Annotated in this window: 17 protein-coding genes; 4 read left to right on the forward strand and 13 right to left on the reverse strand. The window is 41.7% G+C overall.

The genetic code is table 11. From position 1 onward, the window contains the following. Positions 1 to 13: 13 nt before the first annotated feature. The 5 genes from U3A58_RS01075 to mutY form a co-directional block, all read right to left on the reverse strand. On the reverse strand, positions 14 to 1,486 hold the full coding sequence (locus U3A58_RS01075) for a glutamate synthase subunit beta (protein WP_323821518.1): 1,473 nt from the start codon (positions 1,484 to 1,486) through the stop codon (positions 14 to 16). Position 1,487: 1 nt separating this feature from the next. Continuing rightward, a complete protein-coding gene (gene gltB, locus U3A58_RS01080) occupies positions 1,488 to 5,978 on the reverse strand; it encodes a glutamate synthase large subunit (RefSeq protein ID WP_323821519.1) in 4,491 nt (1,496 codons plus the stop codon). A gap of 393 nt (positions 5,979 to 6,371) precedes the next feature. Continuing rightward, complete coding sequence (gldE, locus tag U3A58_RS01085; protein WP_323821520.1) at positions 6,372 to 7,721, reverse strand: gliding motility-associated protein GldE; 1,350 nt, start codon at positions 7,719 to 7,721, stop codon at positions 6,372 to 6,374. 70 nt (positions 7,722 to 7,791) lie between these two features. Beyond that, on the reverse strand, positions 7,792 to 8,253 hold the full coding sequence (locus U3A58_RS01090) for a single-stranded DNA-binding protein (protein ID WP_323821521.1): 462 nt from the start codon (positions 8,251 to 8,253) through the stop codon (positions 7,792 to 7,794). 46 nt (positions 8,254 to 8,299) lie between these two features. Then, positions 8,300 to 9,373 (reverse strand): A/G-specific adenine glycosylase, encoded by a 1,074-nt coding sequence (gene mutY, locus U3A58_RS01095; protein WP_323821522.1) that lies wholly within the window; start codon positions 9,371 to 9,373, stop codon positions 8,300 to 8,302. A gap of 145 nt (positions 9,374 to 9,518) precedes the next feature. Here mutY and U3A58_RS01100 point away from each other — a divergent pair, with 145 nt between their 5' ends. The 3 genes from U3A58_RS01100 to U3A58_RS01110 all read left to right on the forward strand — a co-directional run bounded on the left by U3A58_RS01100 (position 9,519) and on the right by U3A58_RS01110 (position 12,426). Beyond that, positions 9,519 to 9,827, forward strand: a complete 309-nt coding sequence (locus tag U3A58_RS01100) for an HU family DNA-binding protein (RefSeq protein WP_091696410.1) — start codon at positions 9,519 to 9,521, stop codon at positions 9,825 to 9,827. Positions 9,828 to 9,845: 18 nt separating this feature from the next. Next, positions 9,846 to 10,673: a tetratricopeptide repeat protein gene (locus tag U3A58_RS01105; protein WP_323821523.1), complete on the forward strand. Its 828-nt coding sequence runs from the start codon at positions 9,846 to 9,848 to the stop codon at positions 10,671 to 10,673. A gap of 181 nt (positions 10,674 to 10,854) precedes the next feature. Next, positions 10,855 to 12,426, forward strand: coding sequence for an Rne/Rng family ribonuclease (locus U3A58_RS01110; RefSeq protein ID WP_323821524.1), 1,572 nt, complete (start codon positions 10,855 to 10,857; stop codon positions 12,424 to 12,426). A 337-nt stretch (positions 12,427 to 12,763) separates the two neighbouring features. On the opposite strand, the gene U3A58_RS01115 is transcribed toward U3A58_RS01110, so the two are convergent. From U3A58_RS01115 to U3A58_RS01155, 8 genes are all read right to left on the reverse strand, one after another. Then, complete coding sequence (locus U3A58_RS01115; RefSeq protein WP_323821525.1) at positions 12,764 to 15,193, reverse strand: TonB-dependent receptor; 2,430 nt, start codon at positions 15,191 to 15,193, stop codon at positions 12,764 to 12,766. 121 nt (positions 15,194 to 15,314) lie between these two features. Continuing rightward, complete coding sequence (locus U3A58_RS01120) at positions 15,315 to 16,580, reverse strand: HTTM domain-containing protein (protein WP_416377269.1); 1,266 nt, start codon at positions 16,578 to 16,580, stop codon at positions 15,315 to 15,317. Between the two features lie 91 nt (positions 16,581 to 16,671). Further along, positions 16,672 to 17,799: an imelysin family protein gene (locus U3A58_RS01125; protein ID WP_323821527.1), complete on the reverse strand. Its 1,128-nt coding sequence runs from the start codon at positions 17,797 to 17,799 to the stop codon at positions 16,672 to 16,674. Continuing rightward, positions 17,789 to 18,937 (reverse strand): DUF4856 domain-containing protein, encoded by a 1,149-nt coding sequence (locus U3A58_RS01130; protein WP_323821528.1) that lies wholly within the window; start codon positions 18,935 to 18,937, stop codon positions 17,789 to 17,791. The genes U3A58_RS01125 and U3A58_RS01130 overlap by 11 nt, the downstream gene beginning before the upstream one ends. 561 nt (positions 18,938 to 19,498) lie before the next feature. After that, positions 19,499 to 20,251, reverse strand: a complete 753-nt coding sequence (locus U3A58_RS01140; protein ID WP_323821529.1) for a LytR/AlgR family response regulator transcription factor — start codon at positions 20,249 to 20,251, stop codon at positions 19,499 to 19,501. 90 nt (positions 20,252 to 20,341) lie between these two features. After that, positions 20,342 to 21,415 carry a sensor histidine kinase gene (locus U3A58_RS01145; RefSeq protein WP_323821530.1) on the reverse strand — a complete coding sequence of 358 codons (1,074 nt, stop codon included), beginning with the start codon at positions 21,413 to 21,415 and terminating at the stop codon, positions 20,342 to 20,344. A 76-nt stretch (positions 21,416 to 21,491) separates the two neighbouring features. Then, positions 21,492 to 22,136: a tetratricopeptide repeat protein gene (locus U3A58_RS01150; protein WP_323821531.1), complete on the reverse strand. Its 645-nt coding sequence runs from the start codon at positions 22,134 to 22,136 to the stop codon at positions 21,492 to 21,494. A gap of 11 nt (positions 22,137 to 22,147) precedes the next feature. Further along, the gene (locus tag U3A58_RS01155) at positions 22,148 to 24,268 is read right to left on the reverse strand and encodes a TonB-dependent receptor (RefSeq protein WP_323821532.1); all 2,121 of its coding nucleotides are present in this window, start codon (positions 24,266 to 24,268) and stop codon (positions 22,148 to 22,150) included. Between the two features lie 358 nt (positions 24,269 to 24,626). On the opposite strand from U3A58_RS01155, the gene U3A58_RS01160 reads away from it, so the two are divergent. Further along, complete coding sequence (locus U3A58_RS01160; RefSeq protein ID WP_323821533.1) at positions 24,627 to 25,166, forward strand: YceI family protein; 540 nt, start codon at positions 24,627 to 24,629, stop codon at positions 25,164 to 25,166. Positions 25,167 to 25,254: the final 88 nt, after the last annotated feature.

The following is a 25,254-nucleotide window of genomic DNA, read 5'->3' on the forward strand; positions in this document are numbered from 1 at the left end:
TTCTAGTCTTCGCTTACTCTACTATTTTTTCTTCCACTTGGAAGAAAGATTCGTCTTTCTGTGGTAGGCTAGACTCACCCATCAGAAACTCATCTACTTTCACAGCAGCTTCTCTACCTTCGGAAATAGCCCATACGACCAAAGATTGGCCTCTGCGCATATCTCCGGCCAGGAACACTTTTGAGTTAGTACTTTGGTAATTTTTAGACTTTGGAAGCGTGTTCTCCATAGTTTTAGCTCCAAATGATTCTAGTAATCCATTTTGGGCTGGACCGGTGTAGCCAATAGCCAAGAAAGCCAAATCACACGGAACCGTGCGTTCGGTGTCGGCAATTTCTTCAAAGACCATTCGCCCATCTTTATGAACCCATTCCAGGTCGACCAAGGTCAATCCCGTCACTTCACCATTCTTGTTCACTACAAATTCTTTGGTCAGTATAGAGAATACACGCTCTGCACCTTCTTCATGTGAACTGGAAGTTCTCAGAGTCATAGGCCATTCTGGCCATGGATTCAGGGAGTTTCGCTGTTGAGGAGGCTTAGGCAGGAGCTCGAGTTGGGTGATGGACGCGGCTCCATGTCTGTTGGATGTTCCGATGCAATCACTTCCTGTATCACCACCACCGATTACAATGACATGTTTTCCTTTTGCTGAGATTGGATTTTCTTTGATCTCGCCAGACACTACCTTGTTCTGTTGACCTAAGAATTCCATCGCAAAATGAACCCCTGTTGCTTCTGAACCTTTGATGTTCAAGGCTCTAGGTTGTCCTGCTCCTGTAGAAAGTACAACAGCATCGAAGTTTTTGAGGATGTTTTCTGCTTTGATATTGAAGCCAACTTCTGTGTCGCAAGAGAATATCACTCCTTCTTGCTTCATAAAATCGATGCGGCGATCAATCACCCATTTTTCTAGCTTGAAATCTGGGATCCCAAATCTAAGCAAGCCTCCGGGTTTGGAATCCTTTTCGAAAAGCGTCACCTCATGACCTGCCTGATTAAGCTGATCTGCAGCGGCTAGACCGGCAGGTCCTGAGCCAATCACGGCCACATGCTTGCCTGTCCGCATTTTTGGAGGATTTACTTTGATAAGCCCTAGTTCATAGGCTTTTTCTGCAATTTTTTTCTCAATCAATTCTATCGCAACTGGATCTTTATTGATACCTAATACGCAGCTAGCCTCACATGGTGCAGGACAAATTCTCCCGGTGAATTCCGGGAAATTGTTTGTGCTTCTTAATATTTTGATCGCTTGATCCCATTCGTTATTGTAAACAGCATCATTGAAATCTGGAATTACATTACCCAGAGGACATCCATTATGACAAAATGGTACACCGCAATCCATGCATCGAGCTGCCTGATTATTTAATTTTTCGCCTGAAAATGGCTTATATATTTCCTTGAAGTCACCTATTCTAGCTTTCGCGTCACGGGTAACCGGAGTTTCTCTTTTGAATTGAATAAATCCTTCTTTTGCTCCCATTTTACGCCAATGATTTTGATTGTTCTAATGCTCTTTTCTCTAAAACTGCCTTGTAATCTCTCGGAATTACCTTAATGAATTTCTCTTTGGTTTTGTCCCAATCTTCAAGAAATTTAGTTCCCAAGCCTGACTTGGTCAATTTTACATGTCTTTTGAGAAATGTCTTGATCGTATTGAAATCCTCATCTCCCAGAATATCAATATCTACCAATTCTGGATTGATGTCTGTGATGTATTCCTTGAGAATGTATGCTATGCCACCACTCATTCCTGCAGCAAAGTTTCTTCCGATTTCTCCAAGATTGACTACTAATCCACCCGTCATGTATTCACATCCGTGATCGCCGATTCCTTCCACGACGGTCTGTACTCCTGAGTTTCGTACGCAGAATCTCTCGCCACCTTTTCCATTGATGTATGCTACTCCAGAAGTGGCTCCATAGAATGCGACGTTACCTATAATAATATTTTCTTCAGGAACGAATTTGGCATTTCTGCTCGGGTACACGATCAATTTTCCTCCGGAGAGACCTTTCCCAAAGTAATCGTTAGCTTCCCCTTCTAGTTCAAAGTTGACCCCTTTGGTAAGGAATCCACCGAATGTCTGACCTGCCGAACCTGTGAATTTGAAATTGATTGTGTCTTCAGGCAATCCTGGGCTACCATAGATTTTGGAAATCTCATTGGAAAGCATCGCTCCCACAGATCTATCGGTATTTTTGATCTGGAAGCTGCCTGATGATGGCATACCTTGCTCTAAAGAGGGATGCGCCGCTTTGATCAATTGGCGATCCAACACTCTTTTCAGCTCAAACTCCTGATCGATTTGCTTGTGAATGCCTACGTGATCTGGAACTTCCACCTTGTGGAAAATAGGACTCAAGTCCACTTTATCCCACTTCCAGTGATTCAAGTGACCCGTAGATTGAAGAACGTTGCTTTGTCCTACCATTTCATCTACCGTACGGAATCCTAGGGACGCCATGATTTCTCTTAGATCTTGAACAAGGAATTGGAAGTAATTTACCACATGATCTGGACTGCCTGTAAACAGCTTTCTCAAATCAGGATTTTGAGTCGCAACACCCACTGGACAAGTATTCAGATGGCATTTTCTCATCATAATACATCCTTCTACAACAAGCGCAGCAGTGGATATCCCCCATTCCTCAGCACCCAAAAGTGTGGCAATCGCCAGATCACGGCCAGTTCTTAGTTGTCCATCGGTCTGAAGTACCACACGGCTACGAAGGTTGTTCTTCACCAAAGTTTGATGCGCTTCGGACAGTCCAAGCTCCCAAGGCAAGCCCGCATGACGAATGGAACTCAATGGAGATGCCCCAGTGCCTCCGTCGGCACCTGAGATTAGGATTACATCCGCCATGGCTTTTGCCACACCGGCTGCTACTGTACCTACTCCTGCTTGAGATACAAGCTTTACATTGATTCTTGCCTTTCTGTTTGCATTTTTCAAATCGAAAATCAGCTGAGCTAAATCTTCAATGGAATATATATCGTGGTGGGGAGGAGGAGAGATCAATCCAACTCCAGGAGTGGAATGTCTAACTCTACCTATCCAATCATCTACTTTATGTCCTGGAAGCTGTCCTCCTTCTCCAGGCTTGGCACCTTGAGCCATTTTGATTTGAAGCTCGGCTGCATTTGTGAGATAATTACTAGTCACTCCGAATCTACCTGAGGCTACTTGCTTGATCGCTGAGCGCTCCCAGTCTCCATTTTCTTTTTTGGCAAACCTGATCTCATCCTCTCCTCCTTCTCCTGAGTTACTCTTTGCACCTATTCTATTCATGGCTATCGCCAAAGTAGAATGTGCTTCGTGAGAAATTGATCCAAAAGACATGGCTCCTGTAGCAAATCTCCTCATAATGGAAGATGCCGGTTCCACTTCATCGATTGGGACGGTGATTCGCTTTTTGAATTCAAATAAGCCTCTTAGAGTCAAAGCGTCTTTGCTTTGTTCGTTGATTTTGGAAGCGAATTTTCTGTACAGTCCAAAGTCATTGAGCCGTGTAGATTTCTGAAGTAGATGAATTGTTTCAGGATTGAACAAGTGTTTTTCACCTCTTCTCTTCCACTGATAAATACCTCCTTGCTCTAGTATCGGTGATTCTGTCTCGTAAGCAGCTCTATGGCGAATTAACACTTCCTCTGCCAATTCGTCAAAGGAAATACCGGAGATTCTAGAGATGGTGCCCTTGAAGCATCTTTCGATTACTTCTGGCCCTAATCCTATCGCTTCGAAAATCTGTGCACTTTGGTACGACTGTAGCGTACTGATACCCATTTTGGAAAGGACTTTCAGCAGTCCTTTTCCTATTGCGGCTTGATAATTTGAGAATAGTTTCTTTTGGTTTTTGGGATTTTTTATTTCACCTGTTTCATGCATGTGTAGCAGTGACTCCAATGCCATGTAAGGATTGATCGCCGATGCTCCGTAACCAATTGCAGTTGCGAAATGATGTGTTTCACGAATATCTCCGGACTCCAGGACTAAGCCGGCACTGGTTCTGATTTTCTTTTTTACCAAATGATGGTGCACAGCCCCGATTGCCAATAGAGAGGGGATTGGTGCATATTCTTCCGTGCTGTTTCGGTCAGAAATAATGATCACATTTTTCCCTTCATGGATCGCTTTTTCCGCCTCGTTACACAGCTTGATGAGTGCTTCAGTTAGTCTTCCCGACTTGTGGTCTGCTAGGAAAAGGCTTGCAAGAGTAGCGCATCTATAGCCCTGTCCTTCCATATTTTTAACCTTTTGCAAATCTGCATTTAGCAGAACTGGTTGGGAAATATGGATTTGACGTGTATGTTTTGGGCTTTCTTCCAATATGTTTTGTCCCACACCCAGGCGGGTGAAAAGGGACATTACTAATCGCTCCCGTATGGGATCAATCGGTGGATTACTTACTTGTGCAAATAACTGCTTAAAGTAATTGGAAATATGCTGGCTTTCCTTGGATAGCACAGCTAGAGGTGTATCTGCTCCCATGGAGCCTATCGCTTCATAGGCAGTATCTCCCATAGGTTTCAATACCACCTTCAGTTCTTCCGAAGTATATCCAAATATGGTTTGCTGTTTTTTGATATTCTCAGTAGTATAAGGATGCGTCAGTGATTTAGGATCATCTTCAAGGCGAAGCTTGATGCGCTGATCTGCAACCCACTGCTCGTATGGCTGCTTACCGCAAATTTCTCCTTTTACTTCCTCATCAAACACTACGCGGCCTTTTTCTAAATCAGCCCAAATCATTCTACCCGGACTGATTCTACCTTTTTCGATAATGGTAGCTTCTCGAATTGGCAATGCGCCAGCTTCAGAGGAAAGAATAAGTCTATTATCCTTTGTGATAAAGTATCTCAATGGACGAAGTCCGTTTCTATCTAGGGTAGCCCCTACAGATTTTCCATCGGTAAATAGCAAAGCAGCAGGACCATCCCATGGCTCAACTAGTGATGCATGGAATTTATAGAATGATTTTCTGTCGCGATCCATGACTTCGTTATCTTGCCATGCTTCTGGCACCAGCATCATCATGGCGTGTGGCAATGACCTGCCACTCAATGTGAGTAGTTCCACCATCGCATCAAGATTCGCGGAATCCGACTTTTGTTTATCGGTGATGGGCATCAATCTGGAAAGCTCCTCATCTGTGAAATACTTCGACTTCATGAGGTTTTCCTTCGACTTCATCTTATTCAGATTTCCCTTGATGGTATTGATCTCTCCATTGTGAGAAAGGAAGCGGAATGGCTGAGCGAGTCTCCAGTTTGGAAATGTGTTGGTGGAGAATCTAGAGTGAACTATGGCGAAAGCAGATCCTATCCTCGGATTTTGAAGGTCTTTGTAAAAAGCCAAAACCTGATCAGTTCGTAGCTGACCTTTATAAATAAGTGTCTGGCTGCTTAAGCTTGCGAAATAGAAAGACTGATTTACCCCCGGAATCTTGGTGTTGATTTCTGAGGTGGAGTAGTTTCTCAATACATAGAGTTTACGCTCCAATTCAATACCAGTGAGTCCTTTTTTATGTCTGACAAATAGTTGCTCAATATTGGGCATCACTTCTAGCGCTCCTGAGCCAGGCACGGTTTCGTCCACAGGCACAGATCTATAGCCGATTAATTCAAAGTCCAATTCTTCAATCAATTGATTGAGTAGCTCTTTTGACCGGTGGAATAACTGTTTATTCTTAGGGAAGAAAGTCATGCCCACACCATAGGATCCAGCTTCGGGAAGCGAGATCTCTGTACGCACAGTGATATCCTTGAGGAACTGATGTGGTACCTGAATTAATATGCCAGCGCCATCCCCAGTCTTAGGATCAGATCCACGACCGCCTCGGTGCTCCATATTGCTTAGCATATATAAGGCATCGCTAATCGTCTCATGTGAGGGAACTGCACTCAGATCGACAACCGCACCTATACCGCAGGAGTCATGCTCAAACTCCGATCGATACAAACCTTCTTGCATTTTTATAGAATTTATTAGGTTCAAAATTTCCAAAAATTACAGAAAAAAATTGTCCTATTAAAATTTCGGCAACAAAACGGCTGCTTTAGTGCCTTATTATTTATGGATTTTGACTTTTTTGATTTTTTGGCAATTAACTTTTTGGTATGAAAAACTGAGCCACTAGATAAAAATTATAGCAGTAATTGAGGAAATAGGGTGCTTTTTCAGCTGATTTGGAAGAAAAAAGTGAGAATTCTTTTTTTTCAGGATTCTCAAAAATACTTCAGGAAAAAATAAAATTATTTTTTGTGAATATTAGCATGGACTCGACCAATCAGTACCCGCTGGGATAAGAGAAGAATATTATTCTGAAAAACCAGATAAACTAAGAATATTGTAATTAATTGTTTCTCAGTCAGTATGTGGGCCAAGTGTTTCTTTGTCTAAGGAATTGATATGCACCTTCACTTTTTTGATTTTCCGGGCATCCACTGCCAAGATAGTGAACTCGAAATCTTCAAATTTGATCTTGGTACCATTCTTAGGCAGCTTGGAATTAAGCTCCAACAGCAAGCCTCCAAGTGATTCACTTTCTCCCTTCACATCTTCAAATAGCTGGGAGTCTAAATCTAGCTTTTTGCAGAAATCGTTCAGGGAGACCTTGCCTTCAAAGATAAAAGTAGCCGGGTCAAGCTCTTGGAAGAAGATGTCATCATGATCGTCAAACTCGTCGTTGATCTCTCCGATGATCTCTTCAATCAAATCTTCTAAAGTAACCAATCCTGAAGTTCCTCCATATTCATCCACCACAATTGCCATGTGGACTCTTTTTAGCTGGAAGTCCTTCAATAAGGTATCGACTTTTTTGTTTTCAGGCACAAAGAAACTCTTGCGTATGAGTTCGTTCCAGGCAAAATCTTCATCCCGCTCGATGTAGGGAAGAAGGTCTTTGATATACAGTATGCCCTGAATATTATCTATGGTCTCGGCATAAACTGGAATTCTAGAATAGCCGCTTTTGTTGATTTTGTCCATCAACTCGTGGAAATCTATTTCCATGTCCACAGCGGTGAGATCCATACGGCTTTGCATGACTTGCTTCACGGTGAGTGTACCGAAATTTACTATGCCACGCAGAATCTCCCGCTCTTCATTTGGAGCATCTTCGGTAGTCAATTCCAACGCTTGATTTAGCTCATTTACAGAAAGAGAATATCCCTTCTTCTCGATTCTCTTCTCCAGCAGATTGCTAAAAGCCATCAAAAACATGGAAATAGGTTTTAGGATGGTAGAGAAAAAGCTGATGCTTGGAGCCATTATAAGACTGAATTCCACCTTGGCCTTGTTGGCATAGACTTTTGGGACGATCTCACCAAAAAACACGATTGAGAAGGTCACACCGATTGTTTGAACTAGAATAATGATTATACCAGTGGCATTTTTCCCAAATACGGTCCATGCTACAAAGGTGGTAAGCGTCACTATTCCAATATTGATGAGATTATTAAGAATAAGAATGGTGCTTAGGAGGTTCTTAGGAGCTTCTACTAAGCGGATTACTTTTTTGCCTCGTGGCGTATTTTCCTCTTCGATGTTTCCTAAGTCTTCATTGGATAAGGAAAAAAAAGCTACCTCTGAACCAGAAACTAAGGCAGAGCCTATCAATAATAGTATAAAAAGCAAACCATTTAGTACCAGATAACTTACCGAAGGTGAGCTAATCTGAGCGAGTAAATGGTAACTCGGGTAGGGATCGTCCATGTATTAAACCGCAAAGGGTAATGCAAAATTAAAAAATTCCCCTGAAAATAGCTTCCAGGGGAATAGATTATTAAAATGGGAGGTCATCATCTTCTGTATCTGAGACCATTTCCTGTGCTTTAGGCGGGGAAGGAGGAGAAGACGTTGTGGGTCTATGTTGAGTGGATTGCTGCGGGGCGCCTGTGTCTTCCTGGCTGTCTGGCTTACCGCCAAGCATGGTAAAACTGATTACCCTGATCTTAGTTCGATAGCGATTTTGACCTTGCTCATCTTGCCACTTGTCCGTTTTGATTTTGCCTTCTACGTAGATCTGACTGCCTTTTTTTAAGTATTGTTCGGCAATTTTGGCTTGACCATCCCACATTTCAAGGTCGTGCCATTCCGTTTGATCCACGCGGTTGCCACTTCTGTCTTTGTACGACTCGGTAGTTGCGAGTCTGAGATTTGCTACTGCTTTGTCCCCTTCAAGATATTTCACTTCGGGATCTGCTCCAAGATTACCTAATAGGATTACTTTATTTACTCCTGCCATATTTAGTATAAGTTAAGGTTGAAAAAATTAACGAACTTGAAGGTACTCAAATCCCTTGATCGTTCAAAAAATTTACTATCAACTTTGGCTTAGCTAGGTATTCAATTTTGTCCTCAGCTACTAGCATAAAACCTTCTTTTTCGCACCAGGTTTCAAGCTTATCCATATTTTCTTCTTCTATTTCTACTCCAGAGAAAACAGCAGAAAGCCGTTGATGTGAGAGAATGTGTCTGTATTTTTTGGGAAAAGGCTGAATTTGTTCTTTCCTAGCATTGGGGATATCAATTGATGGGGATCGAGTATCTATGCTAGATTCTTCTATGGGGAAATCAAAAAGGCCTTCCCAGATATCACCTGAGGTGCGCTTTTTCCATACCCATTTACTTCCGCACTTAATTACGAAATAATGGAAATGGCGCTCCTTTATTTTCACCTTGTTGATCTTCACAGGGAGTTCAGACACCATAGTATGCTTCAAAGCAAAACAGGAGTTTTGGACAGGGCAGACTTCGCAGCCCGGTTTTTTTGGAGTGCAAAGACGTGCACCAAAATCCATCATGGCTTGATTGAATTCCCCAGGCTGGTCTTTTGGAATAATTTGGTTTGCTAGTGTTTCAAATTCTTTCTTTGCCTTAGTGCTAGCAATGTCGGTCTCAATTCCAAAATATCGTGCAAGCACTCGAAAAACATTGCCGTCTACTACTGCTTTCACTTCGCCATAGGCGAAACTTGCTATTGCAGATGCGGTGTAGCTTCCTACTCCTTTTAGCTTGATGAGTTCTTCGTACGTCTTTGGAAACTCTCCATTCCTTTCTAACCAGATACTTTTTGCACAAGCATGAAGATTTCTCGCCCGGCTGTAATATCCTAATCCCTGCCACAAGCGAAGAACCTCCTCTTCTGGTGCCAATGCAAGCTCTTTGACGGTAGGATAAGTCTTCACAAAAGCATAATAATAAGGTAAACCCTGTGCCACCCGAGTCTGCTGAAGAATGATCTCAGATAGCCAAATTTTGTATGGATCCCGCGTTCTTCTCCAAGGTAAATCTCTAGGATTTTCTCTGTACCAAGTTAGTATTTGATATGAAAAAGCCTGATATTCAGTGGTTTTGTGACTCATAGTTAATTATTGTCTATCATACAAATCACGCTAATTTTTGTGAATATGTTTTTTAATTGCAATGGTTCTCGTACATTTGCAGTCCCAAAAACACTTGGTTAATAGGTTGTTAAGCTTATTTCGTAATTTCTAAATTAATATTACAGTGACTAAAGCAGAAGTAATCACTAAGATTTCGGACAAGACAGGTATCCAAAAGGATGATGTTACACAAGCCATTGAGGCGTTCTTCAAAGTAGTGAAGGATTCAATGTCCGAAGGAGACAACATCTACGTGAGAGGATTTGGTAGCTTCATCAATAAGAAGAGAGCTAAAAAAATCGCCCGAAACATCTCCAAAAACACAGCGATCGTCATCGACGAGCACTATATTCCGGCTTTCAAGCCGTCAAAGGTGTTTGTAGAGAAGATCAAAAACAGTAAAAAAATCAAAGAATTAGCGCCTCAGGACTAAGTCTAGAGAGCTTTTGACATGAAAAGATCTCAGCTCATACTTATCGCAATAGGAGTGGTAGCAGTCGGAGTATTGTATGCTCTTCCTAGTGTGGTCGTGGATAATGAAAGTAAAGCAGATGGAGTTTCTCAGGAAGATTCATCTGCCGCTACTCCATCCACTGATCCGGTAGCGATGCATGAGACTGAGCTAAGTCCAGATCAGAGACTTCAGATAAATACACTGAAAGTTCAGATCGCCGAAAATTCTTCCAAAGAGGAAGTGAAAACTTCCACAGAAGAACTTGCTGCGATCTATCAGGAACTTGGGAAGTACGATAGTGCAGGATATTATCTTAGTTTGGCTGCCGATCAGCAGTCAGACCTAGTTCTGGCAGAAAAAGCAGGAAATGCTTTTTATGAAGCATTCAGCTTTTCGCTAGATCCGGAGAAAGTAACTTACACTGCCGAACAGACCCGAAAGTATTTAAACCAGGTGTTGGATAACGATCCCGCCCGATTGGATTTGAAAACCAAGGTAGCGATGACTCATGTGTCCTCGTCCAACCCAATGCAGGGAATCACGATGCTAAGAGAAATCTTGGAGCAGGATCCACAAAATGAGGATGGACTATTCAACATGGGCGTACTATCTATGCAATCAGGTCAGTACAAGCGTGCCACTGAGCGATTCGAAGAATTAGTCCAGTATCACCCGGACAACCTTCAGGGGCAGTTTTACCTGGCAGTAAGCTATTTCGAAGCCAAGCAAAAAAACAAAGCGAAAGCCCAGTTTGAGAAAGTAAAAGCGATGACCGATGATGAAATGATCCTTGGAAGTATCGAAGGCTATCTCGACAAGCTATAATTTATTTGTATCACTACTAAATCCAAAGACTATGCCTTGCGGAAAGAAAAGAAAAAGACATAAGATCGCTACGCACAAGCGTAAAAAGAGACTAAGAAAAAACAGACATAAGAAGAAGTAATACACTTCTTCTTATTGTCATGTGAGTACACGTTCATTTACATAATAATAAGACGAAATTTTGAGTACGGAATTGTTAATCGATTCTGCTCAAAACGGAAGTCGTATTGCCCTCCTTCAAGACAAGAGTCTGGTTGAGTTGCATTCCGAAGGAATGGACAATCAGTTTAAAGTTGGAGATATTTATCTCGGTACGGTCCGCAAAATCGTCAATGGGCTCAATGCAGCTTTCATTGACGTTGGGTATGAGAAAGACGCCTTTCTTCATTACCAAGACCTCGGGGCAAATTTCAACAGCCTGACGAAGTTCACCAAAATGGTGCGCAACAACAACTACGGCAATTACAATTTGAAGGGTTTTGAAAACGATCCTGAAATCGACAAGATTGGGAAAATCTCCAGTCCACTGTCGAAAAATCAACAGATTTTAGTTCAGGTCGTCAAAGAACCCATCTCTACGAAGGGGCCTCGACTATCCTGTGAGCTCTCTCTGCCAGGTCGCTACCTCGTGCTGGTGCCTTTTTCGGATTCGGTCAACGTATCCAAGAAGATCCGCAGCAACGAGGAAAGAAGACGTCTCTTGAGACTCATCAATTCTATTAAGCCAGCCAATTTCGGAGTAATTATCCGTACAGTGGCAGAAGGTCAGTCCGTTAGTGACTTAGATAAAGACCTTCGCAATCTTCTCAGCAGTTGGGAAGAAGGCATGGCCAAATTGATGAAAGCCAAGAGTCGCGACAAAATTATCGGAGAGATGAGTATGGCTTCCTCACTAGTGAGAGACCTGCTCAATGAATCATTCGACGCAATCACCGTAGAGGAAGAATCAACTTACGATCAGATCAGATCCTACATCAGGAATATAGCTCCTGAAAAAGAAAAAATTGTCAAGCTTTACAACGGTAAAGCCAAGCTATTTGAAAGTTTTGGAATAGAAAAGCAGATTAAAAGCCTGTTTGGGCAGACGGTCAGCCTTCCGCAAGGAGGGTATGTGATCATCGAGCATACAGAAGCCCTGCACGTCATTGACGTGAATAGTGGTAACAAGTCCAACCAGGAAAGTGACCAGGAATCAACGGCATTGAAAACCAATCTGGTCGCCGCTAAAGAAATTGGTAGACAGCTACGCCTCCGGGATATGGGAGGGATCATCGTGATCGATTTTATCGACATGAAGAAGGCCGAGAATAAGAAGGCTATCTACGAAGCGATGAATAGCGAGCTAAAGTTTGACAGGTCTAAGCATACTGTTCTGCCATTGAGCAAATTTGGACTCATGCAGATCACCAGACAGCGAGTAAGGCCTGAGGTCAATATTGTGACCAAAGAGACCTGCCCAGCTTGCAACGGCACCGGCAAAATCCAGGCTTCAATTTTGATAGCCGATAAGCTGGAAAAAGACGTGAATCATATTGCTACTATCCAGAATGTAAGTAAAATACAAATTGGGCTGCATCCCTACCTGCACGCATACTTCACTACAGGCCTTATCAGCCGAAGAGTAAAGTGGTTTTTCAAGTATAATAAGTGGATAAAACTGATCAAAGATTCTTCCCTACCTGTGACGGAATTCAGATTCTTAGATGAATCTGGAGAGGAAATAGAACTACAAATAAAAGGCGAGACTGAATAGTCTCGCTTTTTTTGCGCTTTTTTTTGGCTAGTCCACTTGAGCAAATCCTTAAAAGCCTGATGTAATCAATATTGAAATAATATCCTTTTTATGTGTTTATAATTGTTTTTCAAAGACCACATAGCCCGTCCGGTCCGCCGCGGCGGATCGGGAGAATCTCGCAAGGCTGATAATCATCCCTCTGTGTGATGCTTTAGTCATGCTCGATTTCATGTAATCTAAGCGGATTAGGCGTGATGACTTCAAAAAATTATTGCAGAAGTCATTATCTAATACCACCACCTAGGATAATGGTAGCCCTTCATTTCTAAAAAGTATTTACTTTTTCTCTTAAAATTTAAAACTTCAATTGTAGCGTGAGGAAGAATGTCCTTCCTTCTGCTGGAATAATGCCCGGCCCAGGATACCCGGTAGCTCTTCGGGTAAAATAAGAATTGTTAGACAGGTTATTGACACTGCTTTCCAATTTGACATTTTTATAATCGTAACTGAGGGACAAATCCATCACTTGATAAGTAGGGATGATTCCTTCTACGGCAGAAGCAGTTTTTAGGGCGTTGGAAGCATCTGTAAAATGCTCTTGAACATAAGAATATTGGTAAGTCATTTTAAAGCGATCAATTCCCAGTGATATTCCTGAACGAATACTTAGGGGTGGCGCCAGTTCAACTTTATTGCCTGCTATGGTATTTTCTTCTGATTTAAGATAGCGGGCATGAATGACAGATAGATTGGTGAAAACATTTAATTTATACTTTTCATTAAGCTCTATTATTCTGAAAATATCCACTTCCCCAAATGCTTCTACCCCCATACTTCGAGCATCTGCGATGTTGGTTCTGAAACGATAAATTCTAAAGTTTTCAGGGTCTGTTTTCAAAATTGCTCCTATACGATCATCATATCGCAGATAGAAAAGGCTGACATCGTAGTTGAACAATAAGCTATTTTTTCCACGGATTCCCAGATCAAAATTATAACCTCGTTCATCCTGAATGTTCTCATCCACCACCAGATTAGGATTGCTGACCCTAATATCATTGAAGTTTATGGAGCGGTAATTCTGGGAAAAGTTTGCATAAAGCTCAATAGAAGGAGTCATTTTATAGCTTAATCCCAGCCCGGCAAAAACAAATGTACGATCACTTTCTCTTTCTTCCTGAATCAGGTAAGTAGAGTCCTTGGCAAAGCCTGTTTCCGAATCTAGTGTTAATACGATATTACTATAATAACCGTTTGAAGCGGTATGAATATTCTCCAATCGTACTCCTGGAGTGACACTGAATTTATCGTTTAGGTTAAAGATATTTTCGGCAAAGACTGAAATATTTCTTCCTGGAAAATTAAAGTCCACATCTTCCAGCTTGTCTGGGTGAAGAAACCTAAAATCCGCATCACTATTATCAGAGCCCAATCCTTGTTTTCTGTCAGTCATTCCTTGATAATACCTGGTTCCGATGAGAAAGGCATGAGATTGGCCAAGTAGTTGGAAATTATATAACAACCTGGCTTCTGAGCCGAAATTTTTAAAGTCATCTACAAATAGGTTCCTTTCCTGCATATCATCGGCACGGTCTATTCTGCCGAGGTTGCCTAATGCATCTCTGCTGCCGATTAGGGCAAAGGTCCGGATGTTCAGCTTAAGCTTGTCTGAGATTTTATAGTCAATATGATTGCCCAGTAGGTTCCAGTTGACCTGGAACCAATTGCGCTTTCGGATAGATTGTCTGGGATCTTGTTCAAAAAGAGCATCCGTAAGCCCTCCAGGCTGCTGAGCCAGATAATCCATGAAGGTGAATTGGAAAGTGAGCTTAAACCGCTCACTGGGCGAAAAAGCGAGGGAAGCATAGGCCATTTTAGAGTCAAAATGAGTATTTTCCCTCCATCCATTTCCTTTTTTATATTGGAAAAATGTATAGTAATTCCATTTATCATTTGTTCCTCCGACACTAGTGAAGGTGTTTAAAAAGCCGTAAGAACCTATCGAGTTTCTCAGGGTTACTTCCGCCTTTTTGTCTCTTGGACCTTCCTTCATGACAAAGTTTACCAGCCCACCGAACTGTGTTCCATATTGTAGAGAAGCTGCACCTCGCACCACCTCTATACGTTCTATGGCTTCCGTCGCAGGAGTATAATAACTTTCCGGATATCCCAAGGCATCCGCACTGATGTCATATCCATTTTGTCGAACGTTGAAGTGAGAAGTTCTATTAGGGTCTAGGCCTCTGGCTCCAATACCTAATTGCAGGCCAGCTCCATCACTTTCATAAACATTGAGTCCAGGCACTTTGGCATAAACCTGCCGACTATTGTTGGTAGCAAGATTGGCCGTGATATTACCCAGTACTATGACCTCATTTTTTTTGGCTTCATAGATAGCAGTTCCTTCAACCGCATTAAGCCTACGCACACCGTTGGATCCTTCTTTTTGGCCAATTACCGTGATTTGCTCTAAGTCCCCGTTTATTTCTTCCATTTGGAAGTTAATTTGATGGGTTTTATGATTATCCGACAGACTGATCTTTTGGAAGATAGTATTTTTGCCCATGTAGAAAACAACCAGAGTATAGCTCCCTACCGGAACAGAATCTAACCGGTATTTCCCATCCATTTCTGACAAGGTTTTGAACGAAGTCCCCGCCAAATAGACTTGAGCTCCCTGAATAGTCTCGCCAGCTGATTCTACCACCCCATGTAAGTTAACCTGCGCTTGCACCTGAAAAGTTAGGAGACTAATAAGGAGAAGAGTTAGTAATTGCGTTTTCATGTGTTTATAATTGATTTTCAAAGGCCACATAGCCCGTCCCGTCCGCCGCGGCGGATCGGGAGAATCTCACAGGTCTTATAATCATCCCAGTGTGTGACCCTTGAGTCATGCTCGATTTCATCTATTTCAAATAAGGTAATACCCATGACTTTGGACGAAAACTTTCATTTTCTAGGGAAAGGTCAATATTAGGGTCTAGCAATAATTTATTTGGGCTTCCATTTAAGGTCACATAGACTTCTGCCCTTATTTCTACTTCAGGAAATCCGATTTCTCCCATTTGTTCCTCCAGATAATGAACAAATTGGAGGATCATATCCGGTTGGGTGGACATTTGCTTTTCCTGCATTGGAGTAAGGTAATCCCGCGCATATTCTTCCCATTCCTTACCAGTTTGTGGGTCTTTTACATGGAAAATGGCATACCCAGCTTTTTCCATTAACATTACTCTCCATGAGAAGCGATATCCTTGCTCAGTCCAAAACAAATTGCCCGGGTACAATGCAAACCTCCAAGGAAGCAGGAGCTGGATAAACATAAAAAGGGTAAAAAACCCCCATATCCCTTTCAAGTAAACTGGATGGTAGTGGTTCCTTTTGTGAGGTATGGTACTGAAGGTATTGGAGAATATCCTTTTGACTTGGGATAATATTTGATTATGGAACTGTGCCGAAAAAAAGATGGTGGTGGACAGAATCATGATAAATGGGAACATGCCAATGGGAAAAAGCAGCCAGGTAGAAATATGGAAAACTACCACGGCAATAAAGGCAAATAGCCTTGTTTTTCGGTAAAAGAGCAAAAAAGGAATGCTTAGGTCATAAATTGCCCCAAACCAGCTGAAAGCATAGGCTACCCATAGTTCATCCATCAATGCACCAATTAGGGGAAGGCTGGTATGGGGAGGTAGCCAAATTCGTAAAGGAAGCGCCTCCAACAGCCAATCCGGATTCAGTTTGGCAATGCCTGCATAGAAATAAACTAAGCCCAAAACAAGCTGAATGATGAGTATAAACCCATTGGGAATTGTAGCCACCTGCTTGGTGGGATTGGTCCATACATCCAGAGAAAAGTCTCGATTGGCCGGAATGAAAACCAATAACAAAGCCATTAGACTGACAAAATAATAGTGGTTGAGGTAATTGGTTACATCAATAAGTTCTACATAAGTGAAAGAAAGGAAAAAAAGCAAGGCAGACAAGCGATAAAAAAGGCCTATCATTATTCCTATAGCGGAAAGGGCCATCAAGCCAAACAACAGATACATGCCAAGTGCATCCACTGGCTTCACCCAACCAAAACCGTAATAAGTAAAGTGAAACTGAGGTTGCAGGTATTGTGTCTCTATCCAACCATTCCACACAAATCGAAGGATGCTGATCAGCATAATAAACCCAAAAAGCACCCTAAAGTGAACTAAGGGCGCGATGGATTTGGGCTGGTTTATTATTTTAGACAGATCAGTTTTCACAATAAATTTAATCACCGTCATTGTCCTGGTACGTAATCAGTACGCCTAGGGCAGAAGGCATTTCGGTTTTTATGATGATCACCAACTTTTGCAATTCCGTATGAGCGGCATCCACCAGTGAGGAATTTTGATCCATAGCTTCGGAAAGGGGCGAAGGCATTGCTTCTGTTTGGGAGAGTGCCAAATCTAATTGATCCAGTATGCGCTCTGCCAACATACCATCATTGCCGGCCTTTAGATCCTGAAGAAAGTGATAGAAACCAATGCCATTCGATTGACCGTCTGTTCCCAAATAGAAGTTTCGGATGCCAGCCACATTTTTAACAGCCAATGAAACAGAAAGACCACTATAATAAGCTTCTACATTGCGGGCAATGATGGTGCCTTGTGATCTTTTTCCCAAAGGAATACCTATTCTGGCATCGCGGGTAAACTGCTCCAGGTATTGAGAGAGGCTATTCACCATTTGTCCTATGGAGGATCCCACATCTGTACCATCTTTACTTATGAATTCGGCTCTATAGTTGTTGCCGGAAGAAAGCCAACCCTGATAGACTTCATCTACTTTGGCTACCATGATATCTGTGATGGCCAAGAGATAATCTTTTCTGTTTTGGGCATAAATATCAGATGTATATTTCTCTAGAGTTGCCTCGTCATTTTCGCCAATGCCATACAGGAAATAGTCCATTGCGGGAAGCCCTCTTCTGTTTAGAGTACTGAAACCTGTCAGGCTAAATTCCCCAGATTCCACGTTATTTTCTATTGAAAAATTATCTGTGGGAAAAGTGTTCATTTCAGCGCGTAACGTTTGTTCAAAAGCAGGCCCGAACTCAAAGAAAGCTACGGATTGCCAGGAAAGATATGTGGCGGAAAATGAGGATCTTGTTGCTTCTAGGGTTATTGGATTGGGGTTCTCCGTGAACGCTGCTGCGGTTTGTTGCAAACCAGTGACTTGTTGATGTAATTTTTCATAACCTGGGAGAATCACACGGTCAGTCAAACTCACTAGGAGAGGTTGACGGTCCACAGTAATCTTCTTATCCAATGGCTCCTCAACGCAAGATGGTAACAGGCAAATAATGCCTGTTACCATCAAAATAGAAAATAAGTAATGTGCCTTTTTAAAGTACATCTTCTATTTCTTTAAGTTCGGGATATGCTGATGTCAATTTATCTTTGGCACTTTGAAGCCCTGCCATTGTCACGGTCCAGAAGTCTCCGTCCACACCAAAGTCCACCTTCAAGATATCATCAATATTTGCTTGGGTTATTTTTTTGCGCGGACTGTGCTTTAAAGCGGCTACAAAGGCATAGCCCTCGGAAAGGGAATGAAAGAAATTACCGGAATCTCCAGTGCTCAATGCATTCATGGAATCATTAATATAATGGATTGCTGTAGCGGCTGATACAAGTTCATGCAGGTCAATAATAGTTACTATTTGTTCATTTTTAACCGTATGATTGTTGGCTACAATGGCTGTTCTACCCAAGATATAGGCATCCATCATCGGCTGATTGACATTGAGCATTGCATCTCTTCCATTAGTGTAATTTGCCCAAAATCTTTTGTAGCTATCTGGAAGTGCTGGAGTACCTTTTGGGAAATCCACAGGCACACCCCAATACCCAAATGCTTCATCCCAGTGATGTTCCAGGGTAGTGTAATTTTTTCCTTCGACGAGATTTTCATTATTAACACCTTCACCGATTTTGGAATCTGAGAGATAGGCATTGAAGATTTGATGATAGAAAACAGAGCCCATTAAACCTTTTTCAATAAATTGGGTGAATTCCCAGCCCTTTTCGTTGATATTGATGAATTTGCCGGAGGTTCCTCTTTCGATTTTACCAGCTACTCCTTCACTAGCTTCCGTACCGTTGATGGCTACCTCTGCACTTACATCGGCTGCATCCACCATGATACCCTTAAAAAATTCGACATCGGCAGGGCTGGTCTTGTTTTCCAACTGCTTGCTGGTGGCAGCATTAAGTTCCCCACTCTCAAAAGGCTCATTGGCATTGGCATACATGTCCAATAACGTTTGTGCAGAGATCGCAGTACCATTGTCACCTTTAGTCAAGTAGGATTTCATTTCTGAAAGCATATTGAGCCTGTCCGTTTGACCTTGGTAGGACACCGTAGATATGCCGTCTCTCTTGAAAGTATAGGTGTCTGGAGTACTTAAATCGGCTATTTCGTCTGAATTATCCTCTATGCATGAGAAAAAGGTGACCACAAGAGCAATTAGTGGCAAATATTTGGCCTTCATACTGAATTCTTTTTTATTTAGATTGATTATAAGTAGGTGCAAATATAATATCCAGATCGAATGAGCCAAACGTTAATTAGATTAATTTTAAATAAAGTCTTAAAATCGAATGATTTTCTTTCAAATCCATCGCACCTAGAAAAAAGTGGCTGATTAGTGAGAACAAAAATTAGGTCGAACGGCTACTATCCAGAATGTGCGTAAAATACAAATTAGGCTGCATCCCTACCTGCACGCATACTTCACTACAGGCCTTATCAGCCGAAGAGTACAGTGGTTTTCAATTATAATAAATGGATAAAACTGATCAAAGATTCTTCCCAACTCGTGAGGGAATACATATTTCTTCGCTGATTCTGGAGAGGAAATCGAACTAAGAGTAAAAAGAGGTTGTCCCTACTTATGAGATAGCCTCTTTTTTTATGGTAAAAATTTTAACCGCTAAGTGTGCCAAGTTCCACAAAGGTCTCAGTTAGAGACTGGATTTGTCTTAAACCTAACCATCCTAATTCATCTAGTTTTTTCAATCTCAGATTTTCATAAAATTTAGGTTTCTCTAAATCAATGGTCTAACCATTTTTTGAAATCACTTACTTTTTCACGACTTATTAGGATATTCTGATCGGCGCAATTTTTCAGTGTCACTTTTAAGCGACTATTTGAATAAGAAAATATCCCATCTATAGCTTCCATACTGCACAGGTATTTTCGATTGAGACGAAAAAAATTGGCGGGGTTAACCTGAGATTCTGTTTGCTCCAAGGTACTTTCGAGCACATACCTTTTCCCTTTATAGGTTTGTATAAAAGTGACTCGTTCTTCGCTGTTGAAAAAGGAAACATCCGATGTAGAAATACTTTGAATTTTCTCTCCAAAGCGTACTAAAAATCTGGATTTGAAGCTGGTTTTAGTGGGAGCAAGTAAGCTTTTCAGTACATCCAGTTCAATGGTTGACCTTATCTGATTTGACTTAAACTTATCCACAGCTCGTGCAAGATCTTCAGGATCTATAGGCTTAAGCAGGTAGTCAATAGCGTTTACCTGAAATGCCTTGATAGCATACTGATCAAAAGCCGTGGTGAAAATAATGGGGGTAGATAACTTTATTTTTTCAAAAATCTCAAAGCTTATTCCATCGGCGAGTTGTATATCACAAAAGATTAAATCTGGGGCAGAATTTTGTTGGAACCATGCAATTGATTTTGAGATACTGTCCAAATTCCCGAATAGTTGTGCATCTTCAAAATGATGTTCTATTTGAGTTTTGAGTAATTTTGCCGCAGGTTTTTCGTCTTCTATGATTAATATTTTCATATGATTATAATTTGATTTTTAAAGGCCATATGGAATCTTCGCATGCATTATAATCATACCTCTGTGTGTCGCTCTGGGTCATGCTCGATTTCATGTGGATAAATATAAAATGGGTAAGCTGACAATAAACTCATTCTCGGTTTCAATGACAGCTATAGTCGTATTAGAAACCAGTTGATACCTCATTTTTATATTATTCAAACCTACGCCCGTGGAAGGCTCAGTTTGACTAGATTTCGGCTGATATGTATTGCTAACCCATAAGTTATTGTCTCTTCTATAGATGTGGATAACTAGCGGATCTTCTTCGCTTGCTATATTGTGTTTTATCGCATTTTCAAGCAATAGTTGGAGAGATAAAGGAGGCAGAGATCCAGTTTGTTCAGTTATTTCAATTTTAAATTGAAGACTTTCTTCAAATCGGATTTTCTGGAGCTCTAGGTAGTTCTTAGCAAAAGAAATTTCCCTATCTAGATCCACCAATTCTTCCTTCTGAACTTCCAAAACGTAGCGGTAGATTTTTGACAATTTCTGGATAAATGCAGCGGATCGGTCAGCGTCTTCATATACCAATCCCGACAGTACGTTTAAAGAGTTGAATAAGAAGTGTGGGTTTAATTGGTCTCGTAGTGATTGGTATTGACTAGACAGTTTTTCGTTTCGCAGAATCTCTGCTTCCAGCGCTGATTTTCTCCATTCCAGCAGCCATGAGCGTGTAGTAAATAGGGCCATGAACCCCAGCGCAATTCCCATGGGCATCAGCGAATAGTTCAAAAGTATAGCTACGGGAATATTATCAATAGTGAAATTTCCTCTAATCCATGAATAAAGGAACACTAAACAAAATGACACTATGAATGCATAGCTGAGGTAGGTCACACTGGTAAGCATGAGCCGCTTTACTGGATGGTGGATCCAAGAAATTCGCTTGTCGTAGAATGTCTCTACGGCATTGCCACCAAAGCTCATAGCTACGGTGATGGCCAGCGAAAAAAGGAAATCCGGAAACATACTTTGGATTCCTTCCCAGCTAAGAAAGCATTTCGGACAAAAGAATAGCATCAATACCGTCACTATCCCCAAATTGATCATGACGAAACTTGGGAAAGTATTCCAAATTCCATTTTCTTTAGCGCAGGTCACGGGAGTTTTCAATTCGGGCATTGTGGGAAATTAATTAAAAAGAGGCAATTCCTGTCTCTCGTAGTGGAAAGAAAGGAATCGCCAACTGTGTCCAGAATCAATCACACGTAGAAGCGACCTGTTCAGCTTGTGTTTTCCCCCAAGTAGGAAGAATATACTCATCTGAGATTTTGGCTTCTTCTTTTGTATAAAGTTCTAGACTCATCCTCGCCATTCCGCAGGCTTTTTCTGGTCCAGTGCCAAAGAATTGAGACATACCCAGTTCCATTTGTGACATCAGGGAAACAGCTCTGGGATTTTCACGGTCAAGATTAATGGCTTTCCCAAAAAGCTGCATAGCCTGAGGACTCATAGTTTGTCCCCGTCCGGCAGGATCCAAACTGATTTTTCCCATTAAAATGTACCCATTCAAGGCAGTGATTTCAGAATTTCCAGGGGCAATTTTGCTCGCCTTTTCCACGAGCTCGAGTGCTTCGTCTAGGCTTTTATCCTTGTTTATGTCGAAGCGGAAAGCTGCTTCAGTTTTTAGTAAGGCTGCGTAGTAGTAAGGAAGCCATTCTGCTTCCGTAGCATCAGCAATTCTCAAAAATCCATTGGTTATAGTTTGTGATTGCTCATAGGTTTCAATAGTTTTCTTTGCTGCTAGTTGCTTCTGCATAGCAGCTATGAAAGCCGGGTCACTTGCTTGCGCAAAAGTGATTAACATTAAAGTCAAGGCGAAGCTTAAGGTTGTCTTTTTCATGGTTTTGGAGCTTATAGATTGTTTAAATTATTTGCAGTTTTATCTTTTGATAGCGTCAGGAAAATCCCTAAGAATAGGAATCTCGGGGCTGGTTGGCCAATGGGAAGAGATTCAAAAACTCCATCTTCATTGGGATCAGCAGCATAGGAATAGGTAAATACATTATCTCTTCCTAATACATTGGTGCATGCTAGATGAATAATGAGGTTTGGCTTGGGCAGGTAGCTCCAGGAGAAGCTTAAGCTTTGGTAGCTTGGGGTTTTGGAATTCATTGCTCCCGGTTCATTTGGATTGGTATAGCTGTATCCATCATTGAAGGAGAAAGTAGTTCCGAGCTGGGAGTTGAGCGCCGGGATGAAATGTTTTATTACCAGAGAGAAATTATGTTTTGGAGCAAAATCCGGCTGAACTTTGTCCTCATACTGATTATAGGAGCGCTTACTATCCACGAAGCTGTAAGAAATCCAATAGTCCGTGTTTTTGATACTTTTGCGATCCCTGAGGAAAAAGTCTATTCCTCGGGCATAGCCAGTTCCGGTATTCTGAAGCTGTGTAGGATTGGAGAGGCTTCCTTCAAATCTAAGTAAGTCATCATAGCTTTTGTAGAAAGTCTCGGCTCTGAACATGAGGCCCTCTTTTTGGTACAAGTAGTTTAAAATCAGGTGACTTGATTCAGAGTTTCCGATTTTTGTGTCAATCACACGAAGGTTTTCGATGGGCAATTGATGAAACCTGCCAGAAGCAAGAGAAACTTGACCAAATTCTGACACTTGATAGGCCAATGAAATTCTTGGATCTAACCAAGTCTGGCTTGCCAACTGGCTATTTCCTGCACGTAGCCCCCCTCTTAACACTAATTTCTTGCTCAGATACCAGTCCCACTCAGTGAAGAGGTAAGTTTCTTTTTCTCCAAATGACCTTTCCTGATCTTCATTTTGGAGTCTTTCTGAGTAATTGTGGATAAAATATTCTATACCCACTTTCATAGAAATCCGATCCGAAAAATCTTTGATCCCGGTGAATTTGGTATGGAAAAGTAAGTTTTTTCTTTCAATCGGAGTGGAATCTATGAGCAAGTCATCTGTATTTGAAGAAACTGACACGCCTCCAAACAGGGTCCAGCCGTTTTCATAGGCATTCCTCCAATTGCTCTGAGCATACGAGTAGCTGTTATTCAGCTTTACCAAGGTTCCTTGGCCTTTTTCCCCAGGTTGAGGCTGCCAAAGTTCCATTCCTCCAGCCTCAGTTCGGGCAAGCACTTTTACAAGCCCACCTTTCTTTAGCTGTTGCTTAGCTGACAGTTCCACATCCCATCCATAAGGAGCTCTTTCCCACTCGAAATCTTGTCTGATGAGTTTTTGGTAAGGCTTTAAGTCAAAGTAATTAGCGGTAAGAGAAATACTTTGGGTTTCATTGGCTAGTGTTTGGGCATATCCACCTCCCACGGACATGAGCGAGAGATCACCCTGAGTTCTTAAGGATTGGTCTTTGGAATTCAGAGACAGGGCTGATGAAAGAGCCTGACCATATTCCGCAGAATACCCACCGGTGCTGAAAAATGTACCTTTGAAAATATTCGGATTGAAGCGCGTTCTGGTGGGCACATTTGCCGTGGAGCTTCCATATGCATTGCCCACCCGAAGACCATCAATGTAGATTCCCACTTCGCTGGCATCGCCACCGCGAACAAACAAACGACCGTCGTTTCCAACCGTGCTTGTACCGGGAAGAGTCTGCAATGCCCCAGCAATATCTCCCATTGCTCCTGATGTGGTGACTATATCCAGTGGTCTCAAGACTACCGCTTTTTTCTCATCAGAAGCTTCCATGGCTCCAGCTGAGATCGTCACGGAGTTCATTTGGGTGATTTCTTCGACTAATTTAATTAGTGGAATATCATTAGAACCAGACTCAATGTTGACTGCAAGTTCCTGTGTTTTGAATCCAAGAAACTTAAAAACCAATAGTTGAGTACCTATTTCAGCGGTTTCAAATTGATAGCTTCCATCTTCATCGCTTGTGGCTCCATCGTAGCTCCCTTTGATCTGGATATTTATTCCGGGCAGGGGCAGTCCCTTTTCGTCGAGCACTTTTCCTTGGATAGTAGCTTGCGAAAATGCCTGGGTTTGCATAAGAACACATGTGATAAATAAGAGCAGCCTTGGAGTCATTTCGTTTCAGATTTGATTCAAAAGTCTGAGCTAGGTCTTCCTGAAAAAAATATAACTGACTGAAGTGTAGATATCGGAGACTGAAGTGTATAAAACACTATCCGAAATCCGCTGAGATAAATACTCCACTGCCTTGATTAGGGGCTCCATGGTACAACCTAAAAATGTGTGTAAGGATGACTTTAATCATTTACTACTACAATACTTCTCAGCATTTCCACTAACATAGCATACTACTTTTGTTTTAGTAATACCAGTGCAAACCAACTAAAAGTCTGAAATGAAGAGGTATCTATTTACCCAGTGTCTAATACTGCCAATGCTGCTACTGCTGTGGTTACCGAGCTTTGGGCAGCAATCTTACCATCTGACCGGGACCCAGCAATTCACAGTAGCCGGGACTTCTACCATACATGACTGGGAGATGGTAGCCAAGGAGGGGATCAGAGGATCAACTCAGCTAAATATAGAAAATGGCAAACTTTCCAAAATCACTTCTCTAACAATTGAGCTGCCGGTGAAAAGTCTAAAAAGCGGCAAAGGATCAATGGATAAAAACGCTTTTGAAGCGCTAAAAGCTGAGAAAAACCCTGTAATCAAATTTGAATTGATGGAGTTCACAGGTGTAACTGGAACTAAGGTCAATGCCAAAGGCAAATTGACTATTGCGGGTAATTCACAAATTATTCCTCTAGAGGTATCGTATTCGTTGAGCGGCAATGCCATTTCTTTCAAAGGTAGTCATGCTATTCTATTCAGTGATTTTAAAGTCGATGCTCCTACAGCAGTCTTCGGGACAATAAAAACCGGTGATGAACTAACCCTAGCTTTTGAAGCTAGTTTTTCACCAAAAAATTAATCTAAACCAAGCCAATATGAAATCGAGCATGACGCAAGCGTCACACAGAGTGATGATTATAATATATGCGAGATTCCATCTGTCCTTT

Origin of the sequence: Algoriphagus persicinus (genome assembly GCF_035156415.1) — a bacterium.
GTDB classification, from domain to species: Bacteria; Bacteroidota; Bacteroidia; order Cytophagales; family Cyclobacteriaceae; genus Algoriphagus; species Algoriphagus persicinus.

Coding starts and splice junctions, on each gene's coding strand:
- U3A58_RS01075 (WP_323821518.1), bottom strand. CDS start 1,486: ATGGGAGCAAAAGAAGGATTTATTCAATTCAAAAGAGAAACTCCGGTT.
- gltB (WP_323821519.1), bottom strand. CDS start 5,978: ATGCAAGAAGGTTTGTATCGATCGGAGTTTGAGCATGACTCCTGCGGT.
- gldE (WP_323821520.1), bottom strand. CDS start 7,721: ATGGACGATCCCTACCCGAGTTACCATTTACTCGCTCAGATTAGCTCA.
- U3A58_RS01090 (WP_323821521.1), bottom strand. CDS start 8,253: ATGGCAGGAGTAAATAAAGTAATCCTATTAGGTAATCTTGGAGCAGAT.
- mutY (WP_323821522.1), bottom strand. CDS start 9,373: ATGAGTCACAAAACCACTGAATATCAGGCTTTTTCATATCAAATACTA.
- U3A58_RS01105 (WP_323821523.1), top strand. CDS start 9,846: ATGAAAAGATCTCAGCTCATACTTATCGCAATAGGAGTGGTAGCAGTC.
- U3A58_RS01115 (WP_323821525.1), bottom strand. CDS start 15,193: ATGAAAACGCAATTACTAACTCTTCTCCTTATTAGTCTCCTAACTTTT.
- U3A58_RS01120 (WP_416377269.1), bottom strand. CDS start 16,580: ATGCTGATCAGCATCCTTCGATTTGTGTGGAATGGTTGGATAGAGACA.
- U3A58_RS01125 (WP_323821527.1), bottom strand. CDS start 17,799: ATGTACTTTAAAAAGGCACATTACTTATTTTCTATTTTGATGGTAACA.
- U3A58_RS01130 (WP_323821528.1), bottom strand. CDS start 18,937: ATGAAGGCCAAATATTTGCCACTAATTGCTCTTGTGGTCACCTTTTTC.
- U3A58_RS01140 (WP_323821529.1), bottom strand. CDS start 20,251: ATGAAAATATTAATCATAGAAGACGAAAAACCTGCGGCAAAATTACTC.
- U3A58_RS01145 (WP_323821530.1), bottom strand. CDS start 21,415: ATGCCCGAATTGAAAACTCCCGTGACCTGCGCTAAAGAAAATGGAATT.
- U3A58_RS01150 (WP_323821531.1), bottom strand. CDS start 22,136: ATGAAAAAGACAACCTTAAGCTTCGCCTTGACTTTAATGTTAATCACT.
- U3A58_RS01155 (WP_323821532.1), bottom strand. CDS start 24,268: ATGCAAACCCAGGCATTTTCGCAAGCTACTATCCAAGGAAAAGTGCTC.
- U3A58_RS01160 (WP_323821533.1), top strand. CDS start 24,627: ATGCTGCTACTGCTGTGGTTACCGAGCTTTGGGCAGCAATCTTACCAT.